Annotated in this window: 17 protein-coding genes; 13 read left to right on the top strand and 4 right to left on the bottom strand. The window is 70.4% G+C overall.

Features of this window, described 5'->3' with window-relative positions:
- Nucleotides 1-720: zinc-binding dehydrogenase (locus ACFQ36_RS12690; protein ID WP_377014166.1), on the top strand; the 720-nt coding region annotated here is incomplete at its 5' end.
- A gap of 17 nt (nt 721-737) precedes the next feature.
- Here the strand turns inward: ACFQ36_RS12690 and ACFQ36_RS12685 are convergent.
- Nucleotides 738-1,523: an IclR family transcriptional regulator gene (locus ACFQ36_RS12685; RefSeq protein ID WP_377014165.1), complete on the bottom strand. Its 786-nt coding sequence runs from the start codon at nt 1,521-1,523 to the stop codon at nt 738-740.
- A 200-nt stretch (nt 1,524-1,723) separates the two neighbouring features.
- Here ACFQ36_RS12685 and ACFQ36_RS12680 point away from each other — a divergent pair, with 200 nt between their 5' ends.
- From ACFQ36_RS12680 to ACFQ36_RS12640, 9 genes are all read left to right on the top strand, one after another.
- Nucleotides 1,724-2,440, top strand: coding sequence for a CoA transferase subunit A (locus ACFQ36_RS12680; RefSeq protein WP_377014164.1), 717 nt, complete (start codon nt 1,724-1,726; stop codon nt 2,438-2,440).
- A gap of 30 nt (nt 2,441-2,470) precedes the next feature.
- Nucleotides 2,471-3,172, top strand: coding sequence for a CoA transferase subunit B (locus tag ACFQ36_RS12675; RefSeq protein WP_377014162.1), 702 nt, complete (start codon nt 2,471-2,473; stop codon nt 3,170-3,172).
- Complete coding sequence (locus tag ACFQ36_RS12670; protein ID WP_377014160.1) at nt 3,172-4,362, top strand: acetyl-CoA acetyltransferase; 1,191 nt, start codon at nt 3,172-3,174, stop codon at nt 4,360-4,362. Before ACFQ36_RS12675 ends, ACFQ36_RS12670 begins: the two co-directional genes overlap by 1 nt.
- A 106-nt stretch (nt 4,363-4,468) precedes the next feature.
- Nucleotides 4,469-6,103 (top strand): LuxR C-terminal-related transcriptional regulator, encoded by a 1,635-nt coding sequence (locus ACFQ36_RS12665; RefSeq protein WP_377014158.1) that lies wholly within the window; start codon nt 4,469-4,471, stop codon nt 6,101-6,103.
- A gap of 173 nt (nt 6,104-6,276) precedes the next feature.
- Nucleotides 6,277-6,627 carry a hypothetical protein gene (locus ACFQ36_RS12660; RefSeq protein ID WP_377014157.1) on the top strand — a complete coding sequence of 117 codons (351 nt, stop codon included), beginning with the start codon at nt 6,277-6,279 and terminating at the stop codon, nt 6,625-6,627.
- A gap of 45 nt (nt 6,628-6,672) precedes the next feature.
- On the top strand, nt 6,673-7,785 hold the full coding sequence (locus ACFQ36_RS12655; RefSeq protein WP_377014155.1) for a class I SAM-dependent methyltransferase: 1,113 nt from the start codon (nt 6,673-6,675) through the stop codon (nt 7,783-7,785).
- A 291-nt stretch (nt 7,786-8,076) separates the two neighbouring features.
- Nucleotides 8,077-9,453: a flavin monoamine oxidase family protein gene (locus ACFQ36_RS12650; RefSeq protein ID WP_377014153.1), complete on the top strand. Its 1,377-nt coding sequence runs from the start codon at nt 8,077-8,079 to the stop codon at nt 9,451-9,453.
- Between the two features lie 47 nt (nt 9,454-9,500).
- The gene (locus ACFQ36_RS12645; protein WP_377014151.1) at nt 9,501-10,397 is read left to right on the top strand and encodes a universal stress protein; all 897 of its coding nucleotides are present in this window, start codon (nt 9,501-9,503) and stop codon (nt 10,395-10,397) included.
- 5 nt (nt 10,398-10,402) lie between these two features.
- On the top strand, nt 10,403-11,932 hold the full coding sequence (locus tag ACFQ36_RS12640; RefSeq protein WP_377014149.1) for an APC family permease: 1,530 nt from the start codon (nt 10,403-10,405) through the stop codon (nt 11,930-11,932).
- A gap of 67 nt (nt 11,933-11,999) precedes the next feature.
- On the opposite strand, the gene ACFQ36_RS12635 is transcribed toward ACFQ36_RS12640, so the two are convergent.
- The gene (locus ACFQ36_RS12635) at nt 12,000-13,277 is read right to left on the bottom strand and encodes a Glu/Leu/Phe/Val dehydrogenase (RefSeq protein WP_377014147.1); all 1,278 of its coding nucleotides are present in this window, start codon (nt 13,275-13,277) and stop codon (nt 12,000-12,002) included.
- Between the two features lie 118 nt (nt 13,278-13,395).
- Between ACFQ36_RS12635 and ACFQ36_RS12630 the strand changes: the two genes are divergently transcribed.
- Together ACFQ36_RS12630 and ACFQ36_RS12625 are read left to right on the top strand one after the other, a co-directional pair.
- A complete protein-coding gene (locus tag ACFQ36_RS12630) occupies nt 13,396-14,994 on the top strand; it encodes a PucR family transcriptional regulator (protein WP_377014145.1) in 1,599 nt (532 codons plus the stop codon).
- A 23-nt stretch (nt 14,995-15,017) separates the two neighbouring features.
- The gene (locus tag ACFQ36_RS12625; RefSeq protein WP_377014143.1) at nt 15,018-15,866 is read left to right on the top strand and encodes an amino acid-binding protein; all 849 of its coding nucleotides are present in this window, start codon (nt 15,018-15,020) and stop codon (nt 15,864-15,866) included.
- Nucleotides 15,867-16,065: 199 nt separating this feature from the next.
- Here the strand turns inward: ACFQ36_RS12625 and ACFQ36_RS12620 are convergent, their stop codons facing one another.
- Together ACFQ36_RS12620 and ACFQ36_RS12615 are read right to left on the bottom strand one after the other, a co-directional pair.
- Complete coding sequence (locus ACFQ36_RS12620; RefSeq protein ID WP_377014141.1) at nt 16,066-16,269, bottom strand: YegP family protein; 204 nt, start codon at nt 16,267-16,269, stop codon at nt 16,066-16,068.
- 134 nt (nt 16,270-16,403) lie between these two features.
- Nucleotides 16,404-16,853, bottom strand: a complete 450-nt coding sequence (locus ACFQ36_RS12615; RefSeq protein WP_377014139.1) for an Lrp/AsnC family transcriptional regulator — start codon at nt 16,851-16,853, stop codon at nt 16,404-16,406.
- Nucleotides 16,854-16,962: 109 nt separating this feature from the next.
- On the opposite strand from ACFQ36_RS12615, the gene ACFQ36_RS12610 reads away from it, so the two are divergent.
- Nucleotides 16,963-17,331, top strand: a 369-nt coding sequence (locus ACFQ36_RS12610) for a LysE family translocator (protein WP_377014137.1), incomplete at its 3' end; no start/stop codon positions are given.

The following is a 17,331-nucleotide window of genomic DNA, read 5'->3' as shown; positions in this document are numbered from 1 at the left end:
GGGCGGCCGGAAGAGTGCCCGCGGCGCAGCTCGCTGGGCCTGAGCCGGGACGGTGCCGCCGCCGGGCGCATGGTCGTCCCGTGGCAGAGCCTGCTGCCGGTGCCCGACAGCCTTCCGGATACGACGGCGGTGCTCGCCGAGTCCGCCGCCATCGCCTGGCGTGCGGCCAGTGTCGTCGGCCGCACCGGCCCCGGGGACAAGGTGGCGGTGTCCACCACCCGTGCCGTCGGGCTGCTCGCGGCCCTGATGGCCCAAAGCCGGGGCGCCGACGTCGTCATGATCGGCCGGGAAGAAGATCCGCGCTACCGGTGCCGCCGGCAGCTGGCCGAAAGCCTGGGCCTGCGCACCACAACGTCCCTGGAGCCGGACAGCATCGATACCTGGATCGAAGCCTCCGGGTCCGGCAGGCTGCTGGCCACCGCGGTGGACGCGCTGCGGCCCGGCGGCCGCCTGGTCCTGGTGGCGTTGTACGCCACCGGCGCGCAGCACCCGGTCAGCACCGTGCCCGGCAAGGAGCTCACCGTGCTGACCAGCTATGCCTCCACCCGACAGGACTCCGAGGCGGCGCTGGACTTCCTGACCACCATGCCCGGACTCGGGGACGAACTGGTGCGCCTCTATCCCATGGCCCACGCGGTCGAGGCGCTGCGCGATGCAGCCGAGGGGAGGACGGCGGAGGGCAGCGCGCTGTTCAAGGCGGTGCTGCAGCCCAACGGCTGAGGCCCGCGGCGGTCCCGCTACCGAGCGGCAGGCTGGCGCAGCTGCTGGGTGATCTTGTGCGCCTCCTCCAGCAGCAGCCTGCCCATGAACTGCTGCCGGTCCGGACGGAACCGCTGCTCGATCCCGGTCAGGGACAGCGCCCAGGCCGGCCTGTCGTTGCGGTCGAAGATGGCCGCCCCCATCCCCCAGCTGCCTTCCAGGATCAGGCCGGGGTTCACCGCATAGCCGTCCCGCCGGGTCCGGGCCAGGATCGCCCGGATGTTCTCCGGTGTGTGCCCGGACCCGAACTTGCCCTCCCGGGATCCGGTGTCCGCCAGCAGGCGGTCCACCTCGTCCTCGGGCAGGAAGGCCAGGATCGCCAACCCGGCCGACCCCACGCCCAGCGGAAGGCGCAGCCCCTCGTGCAGCACGAAGGAGCGCAGCGGGAAGCTGCCTTCCTCGCGGACCAGGCAGACCGTTTCATCGCCGCGGCGGATGGACAGGAACGCGCTTTCACCGGTTTCCTCCGCCAGCCGGCGCAGGCCAGGCCGGGCCAAATCCTCGATCGCGTAGCGGTTCGCGGCCACGGTCCCCATGACATAGAGTTCGGGGCCCAGGTGCCAGGAGCCGTCCTCGGCGCTGTGGTCGAGCAGGCCTTCCGCCGCCAGCGAGGCCAGCAGCCGGTGCACGGTGGGCCGCGTCAGCCCCGAGGCCCGGACAATCTCCGGCAGCGACACCCCGGCGTCCGCCGAGCGCGCCACAATGCGCAGCAGCTGCGCCACCCGGCCCACCACTTGGGTTCCTTGGACCTGCTGTCCCGCCATTAGACGTCCCCTCCGCCCGAATTATCCATAATGTGGACAGTGTATTCGAAGCTGTCCACGCTGTGAATGGCACCTTTGGCGGAACATTGACGCCCTTCCCGCACGATGGGTAGTCTGCGGTGACACTGACCAGTCCACAACATGGACAAAGCGGGCCACGCCGACGAGCCGGCCCAGGGACACTCAACGAGGAGCAGGAAATGTCAAAGCTTTCCACCGGCCCGGCGGCGGCACTGGCCGATGTGCTCGCGGACGGGATCACCATCGCCGTCGGGGGCTTCGGCCTGTCCGGCATCCCGGCGGATTTGATCGACGCCGTGCGGGACTCGGGGGTCAGGGACCTGACCATCGTCTCCAACAACATGGGCATCGACGGCAAGGGCCTGGGCGTGCTGATCGAATCCGGCCAGGTGAAGAAGGTGCTGGCCTCCTACGTGGGCGAGAACAGGCTCTTCGCCGAACAGTTCCTCTCCGGGAAGCTGGAGGTGGAGTTCAACCCGCAGGGCACCCTGGCCGAGCGGCTGCGCGCCGGCGGCGCCGGGATCCCGGCCTTCTACACCAGGACCGGGGTGGGCACCCAGGTGGCCGAGGGCAAGCCGCACGCCGAATTCGACGGCGAGCTGTACGTGCAGGAGCGCGGCATCGTCGCCGACCTGGCCCTGGTCCACGCCCACACCGCGGACACCGAAGGCAACCTGGCCTACCGGTACACCGCCCGCAACTTCAACCCGGTGGTCGCCACCGCCGGGCGCGTCACCGTCGCCGAGGCGGAGGTGATCGTGGCGGCCGGGGACCTGCACCCGGACCACGTGGTGACCCCCGGGGTCTACGTCCAGCGCCTGGTGCAGGCCTCGGACCGGCCCAAGGACATCGAACAGCGCACCGTGCGCCCCCGCCCCGCCGCCGTCGGCGCCTGAAACCACACAACGTTCAGAAGGAGAGAGACCATGGCCTGGACCCGGGACGAGATGGCGGCCATCGCCGCCGCCGAACTGCACGACGGGGACTACGTGAACCTGGGCATTGGCATTCCCACGCTGGTGGCCAACAACCTGCCCGAGGGCGTGAAGGTGACCCTGCAGAGCGAGAACGGGCTGCTGGGCATGGGCCCGTTCCCGTACGAGGGCGAGGAGGACGCGGACCTGATCAACGCCGGCAAGCAGACGGTGACCATCCTGCCCGGCGGCTCGGTGTTCGACTCGGCCACCAGCTTCGGCATGATCCGCGGCGGCCACGTCAAGGTCGCCATCCTCGGCGCCATGCAGGTCTCCGGCCGCGGGGACCTGGCCAACTGGACCATCCCCGGCAAGATGGTCAAGGGCATGGGCGGGGCGATGGACCTGGTCGCCGGCACCCCGCGCGTGGTGGTGCTCACCGAACACACGGCCAGGGACGGCTCCCCCAAGATCGTTGAGCAGTGCACCCTGCCCCTGACCGGGGTGGCCGTGGTAGACCGGATCATCACCGACCTGGCCGTCTTCGACATCGAGAACGACGGCGGCGCCCCGCGGCTGGTCCTGGTCCGGCTGGCCCCCGGCGTGACCCTGGACGAGGTGCGCCAGAAGACCGGGACGGAATTCACCGTCGCCGCCGACCTTGAAGCAGACTTTGGCACAGCCCCCGAGGCAGCCTTGGAAGGAACCCGCTGATGGCCCTGAAAGAACAGTTCGGCACCGACATCCTGCTCACCGGCTGGGGCCACACCCCGTTCGGCAAGCTCGCGGACGAGACCCTCGAATCCCTGATCGTGACCGTGGCCCGCGAGGCGATCGCCAACTCCGGGCTGGAGCCCGGGCAGATCGACGAGGTCTGCCTGGGCCAGTTCAACTCCGGCCTGGTGCCGCTGGGCTTTGCCTCCTCGCTGGCCCTGCAGGTCTCCGACGAGCTGGCCAACGTGCCGGCCACCCGGGTGGAGAACGCCTGCGCCTCCGGCTCGGCCGCCCTCCAGCAGGGGGTGAAGTCCCTGCTGGCCGGCACCGCGAAGAACGTGCTGGTGATCGGCGCGGAGAAGATGACCCACGCCGGCGCCGATACCGTGGGCGCGGCGCTGCTCGGGGCCGCCTACGAAACCGCCGGCAAGGCCTCCACCACCGGCTTCGCCGGCCTGTTCGCCGAGACCGCCCGGCACTACGAGAAGCGCTACGGCGAGGTGGGCGACGCGCTCGGGTCGATCGCGGCCAAGAACCACCGCAACGGCGTGGCCAACCCGTACGCCCAGCTGCGCCGGGACCTGGGCGAGGACTTCTGCCGGACCGTTTCGGAGAAGAACCCGGTCGTGGCCGAGCCGCTGCGCCGCACCGACTGCTCCCCGGTCTCCGACGGCGCCGCCGCCGTCGTCATTACCTCCGGCCAGGCGCCGTCGACGGGGGCCGCCGCCCCGGTGCGGCTGGCCGGCTTCGGCCAGGCCAACGACTTCCTGCCCGCCGAGAAGCGGGACCCGGTGGAATTCGCCGGGTCCCGGGCCGCCTGGGCCCGGGCGCTGGGCATGGCGGGGGTGGGGCTGGAGGACCTGGACCTGGCCGAGGTGCACGACTGCTTCACCATCGCCGAGCTGCTCATGTACGAGGTCATGGGCCTGACCAACCGCGGCGAGGGCCGCCGGGCGATCGAGGAAGGCTGGGTCCAGCGGGACGGGAAGCTGCCGGTGAACCTCTCCGGCGGGCTCAAGGCCAAGGGCCACCCGGTCGGCGCCACCGGCGTCTCCCAGCACGTGGTCGCCGCCATGCAGCTGTCCGGCACCGCCGGGGACATGCAGCTGCCCGGCGCCCGCCGCGCCGCCGTGCACAACATGGGAGGACTCGCCGTCGCCAACTACGTCAGCGTGCTCGAGGCGGTGTAACGTCCTCCCCCGCTGGTCGAGCAGCGGGCGCAACCTGCCCGACCAGCGGTTCGGCACGCTCGACCGGGGGCCGTGGACGGCGCTACCGTTGAAATGGAGTCCGAAGATGGACGAGTTTAACGAACTGCTGGCCACGGCGCGGACGGCGTACGCCCGCGGGGACTGGCACGCCGCGCACCGGCAGCTCACGCAGGCCCGCACCCTGTCCGAGCTGTCCACCGGTGACCTGAACCTGCTGGGCAGCTCGGCCTGGTGGGTCGGGCAGGTCCGGGAATCGCTGGAGATTTCCGAGGAGGTCTACCACCGCCTGCAGGACGACGGCGACGTCCCCGGCGCCGCGATGAAGGCCCTGAACCTCGGGCTGCTGTGGTTCGTCCGCGGCGACCTGGTCATCGCTTCCGGCTGGGTCAACCGCGCCCGGCGGATCCTGCAGGAGCTGCCCGAAGGCCCGGCGCACGGCTACCTGCTCTACCTCGAGGCGGCCCTCACCCTGGACTTCCGGGACCTGGCGCCAACCCGGCAGGCCGCGGCCAGGCTGCAGGAGCTGGGACGGCGCCTGCACACCCCCGCACTCACGTCCTTCGGCCTGGTCCTCGCCGGCCTGGCGGACGTGCGCAGCGGCAGCACGGCGTCCGGCTTTGCCCAGCTGGACGAAGCCATGCTGCCGGTGCTCGCCGGCCAGCTGCCGCCGGAATGGGCGGGCGAAATCTACTGCACCGTGATCCACGCATGCCACGAGCTGGCCGACCTGCACCGGATGCGGGCCTGGACCCAGGCCACCGAGCAGTGGTGCGGGAAGTTCACCGGCGAGGTGGTCTACTCGGGAATCTGCCGCATTCACCGGCTGCAGCTGCTGAGCACCGAAGGCGGCTGGGAGGCGGCGGAACACGCCATCGCGCAGAGCGGGTCGGAGCTGGTGGGCCGGAACAACTGGGTGGCGGGCGAGGCCTTCTACCAGCTGGGCGAAATCCGCCGGCTGCGCGGGGACTACGCGGGCGCGGGCGAAGCGTACGCACGGGCGCGCGACCTGGGCATCGAACCGCAGCCCGGCGAATCCCTGCTCCAGCATGCGGCCGGGAAAGAGGAGGCCGCATGGGCCGGCCTGTGCGCGGCCCTGGCCGGACGGGACCGGCTGGCATGCGCGCGGCTGCTCGAGGCCGCCGTCGAAATCGCCCTCGCCCGCGGAGCAGCGGACGAGGCGGAGCGCCTGTGCGGCCAGCTGGAGGAGACCGCCTCCGTGTTCGACACCGCAGGCTTGCGTGCGTGGGCCGGCCAGGCACGGGCGGCCGTCCTGATCGCGCAGTCGCGCTACGCGGAGGCCGTGCCGGTGCTCCAGGCCGCTGCCGGGGAGTACCGCGGGCTGCACGCCCGCTACGAAACCGCCCGGGTCTACGAGCTGCTCGCCCAGGCGCACCGCGGGCTGGGCCAGGCCGACGCCGCGGCGGCGGACACGGCGACGGCACTGGCCATCTACCGCCAGCTCGGCGCGCTGCCGGATGCGCACCGGCTCGACGGGGCACGGCTGCCCGGCGGGCTGACCGAGCGCGAGGCGGACGTCCTGGCCTGCATCGCCGCCGGGGCCAGCAACAAGGAGACGGCCGAGACACTGTTCATCAGCCAAAAGACCGTCGGGCGGCACCTGGCCAACATCTTTGCCAAGCTCGGCGTCTCCTCGCGCACCGCGGCCGCGGCCTGGGCCCACGAACACGGCCTGCGTCCGCACCGCCAGCCGGCGCGCTGACTGCGCCAACTGCTCGACGCCGTTCGCCGCATCCGGCGCCGCCGGCCTGCATACATTGCGCCATTCCCGGTACCCAAATTGGGTATTCCGCCCGACGCGCCGCTGCCGCCTGCTCCGTAGCGTAGAGAGTGAACCATCCACACAGACCAAGCAGACTCCAAGGAGTATCGGTCATGGAGATTGACATGGCGGTCCTGGCCGGCGGTGTCTCCACCGTCATCTTCGCCGGCAGCGTCATGCCCATGCTGATCAAAGCCGTGCGGACCCGGGACCTGGCCTCCTACAGCCTCGGCAACCTGCTGCTGAGCAACACGGGCAACCTGATCCACTGCGTGTACGTCTACAGCCTGCCCGCAGGACCGATCTGGGCGCTGCACGCCTTCTACGTGCTGAGCACCGGGTTCATGCTGGCGATGTACCTGCGCCACACGGGACTGCACGGCCTGCGCCGATCCCCCCGCACGGTTCCGGACGGGACGGATAGTTTCGCCGCTGCCGGCCGGCTACCCGAATTCCAACCATAAAACCGCCCCGGGCAGCAGCTGCCCGCAGCAACCAAAGGAAGAACAATGACCATCGGCCAGGAAACCACCTTCGGGCAGACCGACACCGAGCAGTCTGAACAGTTCGACAGCACCGCCGCGGAGGCCTTCGCCGGACGCTTCGTCGGCATCCTCAATGAGGCCGCGCTCGCCGTAATGACCAGCATCGGACACCAGACCGGGCTGTTCGAGGCGATGGCCGGACTGCCCGCGGCCACCAGCGAGCAGATCGCCGACGCGGCGGGCCTGGACGAGCGCTACGTGCGTGAATGGCTGGGCAGCATGACGGCGGCACGCGTGGTCGACTACGATCCGGCCGCCCGGACCTACCGGCTGCCGCGCGCGCATGCGGCCGTCCTGACCAGCGCCGCGGGCGCGAACAACATGGCCATCCTGATGCAGCACGTCTCGATGATGGGCGAAGTGGAGCAGAAAGTCATCGAGCGCTTCCGGCACGGCGGCGGGCTGTCCTACGCGGACTACCCCCTCTTCCACCGGAACATGGCCGAGACCAGCGCCGCGGTGCACGACGCTGCCCTGCTGGAGGTGATCCTCCCGCTGGCACCCGGCCTGGCCGACCGGTTGCGCGGCGGGATCGACCTCGCCGACATCGGCTGCGGCAGCGGGCACGCGGTCAACCTGATGGCCCGGGCCCACCCCGCCAGCCGGTTCACCGGCTACGACTTTTCCGAGGATGCCATCCGCACCGCCCGCGCCGAAGCCGAACGGCTGGGGCTGGCCAATGCCTCCTTCGAACTGCTCGACGTCGCCGCGCTGGACACCGAGGCCGGCTTCGACGCGGTCACCGCGTTCGACGCCATCCACGACCAGGCCCATCCGGCCACCGTGCTGCGCAACGTCCACCGGGCCCTGCGGCCGGGCGGGGTCTTCCTGATGGTGGACATCAAGGCCTCCAGCAATGTGGAGGACAACATCGACCTGCCGTGGGGCAGCTACCTGTATGCGATCTCGACCGTGCACTGCATGAGCGTTTCGCTCGGACTCGGCGGCGACGGACTGGGCACCGTCTGGGGCAAACAGCTCGCGCTGTCCATGCTCGCCGACGCCGGGTTCCGCGATGTCGACGCCAAGGAGGTCGAGGCGGACCCGTTCAACACCTACTACGTCGCCACGAAGTAGCAGCACACCGCCTGCGGAGACCGGCGGCTGCAGGGCCGCCGGTCTCCGCCTGGCCGCCGTCCTTCCCGTCTTCAGCCCTTCCTTCCCCGCTTTACCCTTCAAGCAACGTACCGACGTGGGGCGATGTGGCGGCACGTTTCAAGAGTTGGGAGGGAACGCGGGCGCGTGGCGGCGGCCCGCCGGCTTTCCGCACCCCCTTCCCTCCGGCTGTGGCCGAGGTTACACTTGGTGACTATAAATGAACGTATTTCATTTATAGGGCCGGCACCGGGCCGCCCAGGAAGGAACACAGTGGAACACCTCGAACGCGACGTCGTTATCATCGGAGCAGGCCCCTCCGGCCTGACCGCCGCCACCGAACTGCAGCGGGCCGGCCTGAGCGTGGCCGTACTGGAGGCCCGCGACCGGGTGGGCGGCCGCACCTGGACCGACGTCATCGACGGCGCCATGCTGGAAATCGGCGGACAGTGGGTCTCCCCGGACCAGACCGCCCTGCTGCGCACACTGGACCGGCTCGGGCTTCAGACCTTCTCCCGGTACCGGGAGGGCGAATCCGTCTACATCGATCCCGCGGGCAAGCGCACCCGCTACACCGGGGAGATGTTCCCGGTCAGCGAGGACACCGAGCGGGAAATGAACAAGCTGATCGAGACCCTGGACAAGCTCGCCGCGGAGATCGGCGCCAGGGAACCGTGGGCCCACCCGCTGGCCCGCGAACTGGACACCATCTCCTTCCACCACTGGCTGCGCCGGCAGTCCGCGGACGAGGAGGCCTGCAACAATATCGGCCTGTTCGTCGCCGGCGGCATGCTGACCAAGCCCGCCCACGCCTTCTCCACCCTGCAGGCGGTGCTGATGGCCGCCTCGGCCGGGTCCTTCACCAACCTGGTCGACGACGGCTTCATCCTGGACAAGCGCGTGGTCGGCGGCATGCAGCAGGTCTCCCAGCGGCTGGCCGCGGAACTGGGCGAGGGCAACGTCTTCCTCAACTCCCCGGTGCGCACCCTGCGCTGGCCGGGCGAGGACGGCCGGGCGGAGGGCGTCACCGCCATCTCGGATACGGTCACCGTCCAGGCCCGCTACGCCGTCATGGCCGTGCCGCCGAACCTGTACTCGCGGGTCTCCTACCAGCCGCCGCTGCCGCGCCGCCAGCACCAGATGCACCAGCACCAGTCCCTGGGCCTGGTCATCAAGGTCCACGCCGTGTACGAGACCCCGTTCTGGCGTGAGGACGGCCTGTCCGGCACCTGCTTCGGTGCCGGGGCGCTGGTGCAGGAGGTCTACGACAACACCAACCACGGCGACAGCCGCGGCACCCTGGTGGGCTTCGTCGCCGACGAAAAGGCCGACGCCGTGTTCGAACTCAGCGCCGGGGAGCGCAAGGCGGCCATCCTGGCCTCGATCGCCGCATACCTGGGCGAGCAGGTGCTCACCCCCGAGGTCTACTACGAGTCCGACTGGGGCTCGGAAGAGTGGACCCGCGGCGCCTACGCCGCCAGCTACGATCTGGGCGGCCTGCACCGTTACGGCAAGGACCAGCGGACCCCGGTGGGCCCGATCTACTGGTCCAGCTCCGACCTGGCGGCCGAGGGCTACCAGCACGTGGACGGCGCCATCCGCATGGGCGAAGCCACCGCGGCCCGGATCCTCGCAGCCGCCGGGGCCTGATTCCCCGCGGCAGAGCAACGGAAAAGCATTGGAAGAAGGAAGCAGCCATGCGCTACATCGTCGGCTACATCGCCAACGAGCGGGGGCATGACGCCGTCGCCCTGGCCTCGACGCTGGCGGCCCGGTCGGGTGCACAGCTGGACCTGACCATGGTCCTGCCCCCGCCCCACATGCCGGCCGCCCGCGTCCCGGCCGAACCCGGCTATGACGAACTGATCGCCGAACAGGCCGAGGAATGGCTCAAGGAGGGCCTGGCCCTGGTGCCCGCGCCGGTGGCCGCGACGGCGAGCATCCGGTACGCCGAGTCCTTCGCCGAGGGGCTGATCCAGGAGGCGGAGGAGGAACAGGCCGGCCTGATCGTCATCGGCGCCGGCCGCCACGGCCTGCTCGGCCGCTACAGCATCGGCTCCGTGGCCAGTGCCCTGCTGCATTCCTCCCCCGTGCCGGTGGCGCTGGCCCCGCGCGGCTACCAGTCCCATCCGGGCCTGGGCCGCATCAGCTGCGCCGTCGGAACCCGGGCCGGGGCGGACAACCTGCTGGCCACCGTCGTCGACGCCGCCCGCCGGCACGAGGTGCCGCTGCGGCTGATCTCACTGGTCGCCGTCGGCACCAAGGGCCCCCCGGAGCACGGCACGGATCTCGACCAGGCCCGGGCGCACGCGCAGGCCGTCCTCGACGAGGCCGCGGCACGGCTCCCGGCCGAGCACGAAGTCGGCGTCGAGGTGGCCCACGGCGAGCGCATCGAGGACGCCGTCGAAACCCTGCACTGGCGCGACGACGAACTTCTGGTCATCGGCTCCAGCCGCCTGGCCCAGCACCACCGGCTGTTCCTGGGGAGCACCGCCAACAAAATCCTGCGATCCCTCCCGGTGCCCATGGTCGTGGTGCCCCGGAACTACTCTCCCAGTGGCGGCGACGGCACTGGGCCTGAAACGATTGGTTAGAACCTATGTCTGAAACAACCCACGTGTCCCAAGGGCACGAGCTCTCCCGGAAGGGGCTGAGCGAGAACTCGGTCGGACTGCTCGGCGCGGTCGCCATCGGGCTGTCCTGCATCGCCCCCGCCTACACGCTCACCGGGGCCCTGGGCCCAACGGTGCGCGAGGTCGGCGTGCAGCTGCCGGCGATCTTCGTCGTCGGCTTCATTCCGATGCTGCTGGTGGCGCTGGGCTACCGGGAACTGAACAATGCCATGCCGGACAGCGGCACCACCTTCACCTGGGCCGCCAAGGCCTTTGGACCCTATGTGGGCTGGATGGGTGGCTGGGGGCTGGTGGCGGCCACGGTGATCGTGCTCTCGAACCTGGCCGGGGTGGCGGTGGACTTCTTCTACCTGATGCTGGCCCAGCTGCTGAACAACCCGCAGGTGGCGGACCTGGCGGCCAACAAGCCGCTGAACGTGCTGACCTGCCTGGTCTTCATGGCCGCGGCCGCCTGGATCTCCTACCGCGGCATGCAGACCACCAAGAAGGTCCAGTACGTGCTGGTCGGTTTCCAGCTGCTGGTGCTGGCCTGGTTCATCATCGCCGCGTTCAGCCACATTGGCAACGGCACGGCCTTCGACCGCACCGCCTTCAGCCTGCAGTGGTTCAACCCCTTCGAGGTCAGCTCCTTCACCGCCTTCGCGGCCGGCATCTCGCTGTCCATCTTCATCTTCTGGGGCTGGGACGTGACCCTGACGATGAACGAGGAGACCAAGGGGTCCAAGACCACTCCCGGCCGGGCCGCAACCCTGACCGTGCTGATTATCCTGGCCGTCTACCTGCTGGTGGCCGTGGCCGCGATCGGCTTCGCCGGCGTGGGCGAGGCCGGCGTGGGTCTGGGCAACGAGGACACCCAGGACAACGTCTTCGCCGTGCTGGCCGGCCCGGTGCTCGGCCCCTTCGCCCTGCTGATGTCCTTCGCCGTGCTCTCCAGCTCCGCGGCCTCGCTGCAGTCCACCTTCGTGGGTCCGGCCCGCACCCTGCTGGCCATGGGCCACTACAAGGCGCTGCCGGCCCGGTACGCCTCCATCCACCCGCGCTTCCGCTCCCCCGGCTTCGCCACCGTGGTGGCGGGGGCGGCGGCCTGGGTGTTCTATGCCGTCATGCGCTTTGTCTCCGACAGCGTGCTCTCGGACACCATCACCGCCCTGGGCATGATGGTCTGCTTCTACTACGGGGTCACCGCGCTCGCCTGCGTGTGGTACTTCCGCAAGGAAGCGTTCTCCAGTGCCCGCAACGTCGTGCTGAAGTTCCTGGCTCCGCTGCTGGGCGGGATCATGCTGGTGATCACCTTCATGACGACGTCGGTGGACAGCATCGATCCGGCCTTCGGCTCCGGCTCGGAGATCGGCGGCATCGGCCTGGTGTTCCTGATCGGCGTGGGCGTGCTCGGCCTGGGCGCGGTGCTCATGCTGATCCAGCGCTCCCGGCATCCGGAGTTCTTCCGCGGCGAGACGCTGCGGGCGGGCACCCCGGTGCTGAACCTGGACGAGTAAACACGGCCCAAGCACAGCAGCGGCGCCGTCCCTTGCCGGGGCGGCGCCGCTGCTGTATTCCCGGGCCTTAGGGGTAGAGGCCGCGGATCTGGTGGGCTTCGGCCACGCGCTGCACGGCGGTGACGGTGGCGGCCTCGCGCAGGCTCAGCCCGCGCTCCGCGGCGGTGGCGGTGACCCCGTCCCAGGCCGCCAGCATGCGGGCCTTCAGCCGGTCCTCGACCTCGGCGGCGCTCCACCAGTAGGCGTTGGAGCCCTGGACCCACTCGAAGTAGGACACGACCACGCCGCCGGCGTTGGCCAGGATGTCCGGAACCACCAGCTTGCCGGCCGCGGCGAAGACCTTGTCCGCGGCGGCGGTGGTGGGCCCGTTGGCACCCTCGACGATCACCTCGGCCTTGATCCGGTGCGCGTTGGATTCGTTGAGCACCCCCTCCACCGCGGCCGGGACCAGCAGGTCCACGTCCAGCTCCAGCAGCTCCTCCGCCAGGGCCTCGGCGCCGGCAAAACCCACGACCGAGCCGGTGGCGGCCGTGTGCGCCTCCAGGCCGGGGATGTCCAGGCCGGCACTGTTGTGCACGGCCCCGTACTGGTCGGCCACCGCGACCACGGCCACCCCGGCCTCGGCCAGGAACCGGGCCACGCCGGCGCCGACTTTGCCGAAGCCCTGCACTGCCGCCGTGGTGCGTTCGGGCTTCAGGCCGCGGTGGGCCAGGGCGGCCAGGGCCACGGTGACCACCCCGCGGGAGGTGGCCGAGGCCCGCCCCAGGGACCCGCCCACGGAGACGGGCTTGCCGGTGACCACCGCCGGGACGGTGTAGCCGGAGGCCACCGAGTAGGTGTCCATCATCCAGGCCATGGTCTGCTCGTCGGTGCCGATGTCCGGGGCCGGAATGTCCCGCTCGGGCCCGATCAGCGGCAGGATCTCGGAGGTGTAGCGCCTTGTGACCCGCTCCAGCTCGGCCTTCGAGTAGTTGCGCGGGTCCAGGGTGATCCCGCCCTTGGCCCCGCCGTAGGGCAGATCCAGCAGCGCGCACTTCCAGGTCATCCACATGGCCAGGGCCCGCACCTCGTCCAGGTCCACGTTCGGGGCATAGCGCACCCCGCCCTTGGCCGGGCCGCGGGAGAAGTTGTGCTGGACCCGGTAGCCGGTGAGCACCTCGGTCGAGCCGTCGTCCCGGCGCAGCGGGATCCCCACCGTCAGCTCCCGGCGCGGGGTGCCCAAAAGCTTGTGCAGCCCCTCCCCGTAGCCCAGGACCCCCACCGCGGCCGCGAGCTGGGCCCTCGCCTCCTCCAGCGGACTGGATACATCTGTGGCCGGTGCTTTTCCGGCAACAAGCAAACTCATGACAATCCCTTCATTGCGAGTCTGAGCGCGTTGTTCAACAGTGCCAGCGTAGGTCCGGGCAGTGGCGGTGGCTATGGGCACAATTGACATCTATGGGACCAGAATGTGCAAGGATGACATGATGATCACCGTGGAGCAGATTCTGGCCCTGCCCCGCCTAAAACTGGACGCGCGGGTGAATGGAAACCTGCAGGCCCAGGTGCGCTGGGTGGCCGTCAGCGAACTGCAGGACCCCACCGCCTACCTAACCGGCGGCGAGATCCTGCTCACCACCGGCATCAACGCCCCGCGGGACAGCGCCGCCTGGGACACCTACGTGCGCCGGCTCGCGGACCGCGGCGTGGTCGCCCTGGGTTTCGGCGTCGGACTGTCCCATGCCGACATCCCGGCCGGCCTGCCGGACGCTGCCGGAAAGGCGGGGCTAACCCTTTTCGCCGTACCCGAGGCCACCCCGTTCCTGGACATCATCAAGGCCGTGGCCAATGCGCAGGTGGCCCAGGAGCGCGCGGCGGCGGAGTCCATGCTGGCCACCCAGCGCGCACTGACCAAGGCGGCCACCGAACCGGACGGCACCGGCGTCATCCGCCGGCTCGCCGCGCTCATTCCGGGAGCCTGGGTGGGCGTCCTCGGCGTCGACGGCGAAGTGGAGATGGGGTCCGGACCGGACGCCGCCGGGACGCACACCGCCGGCCTGGCCGGACTGGTCCGCCGCATCCGCCCGGCCGGCATGCGCGGCTCGGTCAGCGATTCCGGCCCGGCCGGCAGCACGGTCATCCACCCACTCGGCCTGCGTACCGTCCCGCACAGCTATCTGGCGGTCGTCTCCCCGCACCCGCTGGACGGGGCCGCCCGCGGCGCCATCACGACGTCGGTGGCACTGCTGTCGCTGCACTCCGAACGGCTCACCGAGCAGGCGATGATCCGCCGGAAGATCCGCGCCGGCGCCCTGGCCCTGGCGCTGAACGGCGAACTGCGCTCCTGCAACGCCCTGGTGGCCATCGCCGGCGAAAGCCGGTGGCGGTCCGCCAGCCAGAAGGTGCGGGTGTTGCGCGCGGGCGGCACTCCGGAACAGCTGGAGGAAGCTTCCCGCCGGCTCGAAGGGCTGCTCCAGCAGCCGCGGCGACGGCTGCTAATCGGCGCCGTTGAACAGGCCGCGGACGGGACGGCGTTCCTCCAACTGCTGATCGAGGACATTCCGGCATGGATCGGGCAGGTGGCGTCCGTCCTGCACTCCTGCGGGGCGCAGACCGGTGTCGGCGGCCGGAAGCCCTTCGCCGATGCCGCCGCAAGCGGCGTCGAGGCCCGGGACGCCTTGGCCCGCACCGGCGGCAGCACCCACACCGTCTACTGGGATTCGCTGGTCTCCGCCGGCATCGCCCAACTGCTGCCGGCGGAGACGGCCCGGGCCTATGCGGACGGGCTGCTCGCGCCGCTGCAGGCCGCGGATTCACCCGGGGCCCGGCTGCTGCCGACGCTGCAGGCCTTCCTGTCCCATAACGGCAACCGCCGCCGGACCGCGGCGCGCCTGGGCATCCACCGCAACACCCTGATCCAGCGGCTGGGCCTGATCGAGCAGTGCCTGGGCCGCTCACTGGAGGAGCCGCAGCTGCGCGCCGACCTGTGGATCGCCCTGCGCATCATCTCGCCGTCGGAGGCAGACAGGCCGCGTTCCGGGCAGGCTTTGCCCGGCCGTGACGCAGACGCAACCGTTCCGTAACAGGACCGGTGGATGCTGAGGGCATGAGACTGAAACGCCGCGGGGCACCCCCTGCCGAGCTGGCCTGCGACAGCTGCGGGCAGGTTCCCGAGCCGCCCAAGGCCCGGCTGACCGCTGCCAACATTGCCGCGATGCTGCCGATCGAGCTGGCGGTGCATGCCGCCGTGGTGCAGGCGCACCTGCCCTACGTGCTGAAAGTAGCGCTCCTGACAGTCACCGCCACGGTGCTGGCCATCTGGGTGGCGGAACCTTCGGCCTCGAAACTGCTGCACCGGTGGCTGCACGCACCCCTGCTGCACCGGCGGGGCCGGATCGAGGCAGCACCCGCGCTGTGGCGCGTCCGCACCGTGGTACAGGACCAGCCCGGTGCGCTCGAACGGGTCACCCACGCCCTCTCCTGCCTGGATGCGAACATCCTGAGCATCAACGTCCACCCGGTGGACGGCGGAGTGCTGGATGAACTCGTCCTGGCCGCACCCGCCGGCCTGACCGAACGGGACCTGCTGGACGCCCTGGAAGCCGGCAGCGGCCGCGGTTCGCGGGCCTGGCGGACGACGCCGGTGGCCCTGGCCGACGGCCAGACCCATGCGCTGGGCTTGGCGGCGCGGGTGGCGGGCAACCCCGACGAACTGCCGCACGCCGTCGCGGCGCTGCTCTCGGCCAGCTACCTCGGGGATCCCTCGGCGGCCGCCAGGGAGCTGCCTGCGGACGGAACCGTGCTCAAGATCCCCTCCGCGGTACGGGGTGTGCTGTTGTTCTCCCGGCCGGGCGAGCCGTTTACACCGGCCGAGTCTGCGCGGGCGCACCGGCTGGCCGAGCTGGCCGAGACCCTGGAGCTGCAGCGGCCCTCCGGAACGGCGGCCGCGGGCTAGCAGGTTTTGCCTGGTTGGCCGGCCCACCCGGGTCCGTCCGGCTCGGCGAGGTGCCGATCCGTTAGGCTGCTTCACCGGCCCGCCGCTGGACCTGGCCGGCGCAACGGCCAGGTCCAGCGGCAGCTCCAAGGCAAGGCCTTACGTGGCCGGGCAGGGTCGGCGGCCGGCGTGGACGCAGGGCGGCCGCCCTGCCGGTAATTCAGGCCTGCATGGTCCGTGTCGAGCGAGCATGATCCAGCACGAGTGCCGTGCCAGCGATTTCCCTCGTCAAGGCAATACCCTGCTTGGCCGCATCCTTGGTGGGGTAGGTAACGGCCAAGGCCGCCAGGATTCCCTCGCCATCCAGCATCCTGACCCGATACCCGCCCCCGGGCGCATCTACCACCTCAAAATGACCAGCCATGTTTCCTGCTCCTGAAGTTCAACCGTTGCACCGTCGCATCAATAGTAAGCATTGTTACTATAGAGGACCCGCCGAGGGCGTTCTGCCACGCCCGGACTGTCCCGCATCCGGGTCGCAACGACGGTCCCGCCGGCTCAGAGCGGCAGGCCGCCGGCGCCCTTGAGGTTCTTCATCACGATCGTCGAATTCAGCTTCTCCACCCCCGGCAGCCCCACCAGCACCTCGTCGTAGAACCGCTGATAGGACGGCAGGTCCTCGGCAATGACCTTGAGCAGGAAGTCCGGCTCGCCGAACAGGCGCAGGGCCTCGCTGATCCGGGGAATCCGGACCACCTCCGTCTCGAAGGGCCCCAGGCTCTGGCGGTCCTTGAGCGTGACGAACACCAGGGCCTCGAACCCCAGGCCCACCTTGGCCGGATCAATGTCCGCCCGGTAGCCGCGGATCACCCCGGAGGACTCCAGTTCCCGCAGCCTGCGGTGGCACGGGGCGACGGTCAGCCCCACCTCGGAAGCGAGGGCGGTGGCAGTCATTCGCCCGTCATGCTGGAGCCTGCGCAAAATGCTTCGGTCGATTCGATCAATCACGCAAAAATATTACCCAAAGTCTCCCGCTCAGAGGGAAAAGCAGTCAGCACTTTTCGTCCGGTTTTCACTAGGCTGGCCGCAGCTGCCACCCCGTCACACAGGAGAGCCAATGGACCCCCAGTCAATCCTCGGTTTCGCCGCCGTCTCCATCGCCCTGGCCATGACCCCGGGTGCCGACTGGGCCTACTGCATTGCTGCCGGCATGGGCCGGCACCGCGTCGCCCCCGCCGTCGCCGGGCTCTGCGCCGGGTACGTGATGCACACGCTGCTGGTGGTGGCCGGGGTGGCCGCCCTGGTGGCCAGCCGGCCGCAGCTGCTGACCTGGCTGACCGTCGTCGGGGCGGCGTACCTGCTCTGGCTGGGCGTCTCCACGGCGCGCTCCTGGCGCGGCGCCCGGTTCACGTCCGGGGCGGACCAGGAGGCCACAATGCCTCCCGTGCCTGCCGTGCCGGTGCGGGTCCCGGCCATGGCCGGCGCC

This window comes from Arthrobacter sp. GCM10027362 (genome assembly GCF_042679445.1).
GTDB lineage: Bacteria > Actinomycetota > Actinomycetes > Actinomycetales > Micrococcaceae > Crystallibacter.
Note: the sequence above shows the minus strand (reverse complement) of the source record. Positions and strands in the feature narration are given on the sequence as shown.

Excerpts from the sequence above, each read along its gene's own strand:
- ACFQ36_RS12685 (WP_377014165.1), bottom strand. The coding sequence starts at position 1,523 with ATGGCGGGACAGCAGGTCCAAGGAACCCAAGTGGTGGGCCGGGTGGCG.
- ACFQ36_RS12680 (WP_377014164.1), top strand. The coding sequence starts at position 1,724 with ATGTCAAAGCTTTCCACCGGCCCGGCGGCGGCACTGGCCGATGTGCTC.
- ACFQ36_RS12675 (WP_377014162.1), top strand. The coding sequence starts at position 2,471 with ATGGCCTGGACCCGGGACGAGATGGCGGCCATCGCCGCCGCCGAACTG.
- ACFQ36_RS12670 (WP_377014160.1), top strand. The coding sequence starts at position 3,172 with ATGGCCCTGAAAGAACAGTTCGGCACCGACATCCTGCTCACCGGCTGG.
- ACFQ36_RS12665 (WP_377014158.1), top strand. The coding sequence starts at position 4,469 with ATGGACGAGTTTAACGAACTGCTGGCCACGGCGCGGACGGCGTACGCC.
- ACFQ36_RS12660 (WP_377014157.1), top strand. The coding sequence starts at position 6,277 with ATGGAGATTGACATGGCGGTCCTGGCCGGCGGTGTCTCCACCGTCATC.
- ACFQ36_RS12655 (WP_377014155.1), top strand. The coding sequence starts at position 6,673 with ATGACCATCGGCCAGGAAACCACCTTCGGGCAGACCGACACCGAGCAG.
- ACFQ36_RS12645 (WP_377014151.1), top strand. The coding sequence starts at position 9,501 with ATGCGCTACATCGTCGGCTACATCGCCAACGAGCGGGGGCATGACGCC.
- ACFQ36_RS12640 (WP_377014149.1), top strand. The coding sequence starts at position 10,403 with ATGTCTGAAACAACCCACGTGTCCCAAGGGCACGAGCTCTCCCGGAAG.
- ACFQ36_RS12635 (WP_377014147.1), bottom strand. The coding sequence starts at position 13,277 with ATGAGTTTGCTTGTTGCCGGAAAAGCACCGGCCACAGATGTATCCAGT.
- ACFQ36_RS12630 (WP_377014145.1), top strand. The coding sequence starts at position 13,396 with ATGATGATCACCGTGGAGCAGATTCTGGCCCTGCCCCGCCTAAAACTG.
- ACFQ36_RS12625 (WP_377014143.1), top strand. The coding sequence starts at position 15,018 with ATGAGACTGAAACGCCGCGGGGCACCCCCTGCCGAGCTGGCCTGCGAC.
- ACFQ36_RS12620 (WP_377014141.1), bottom strand. The coding sequence starts at position 16,269 with ATGGCTGGTCATTTTGAGGTGGTAGATGCGCCCGGGGGCGGGTATCGG.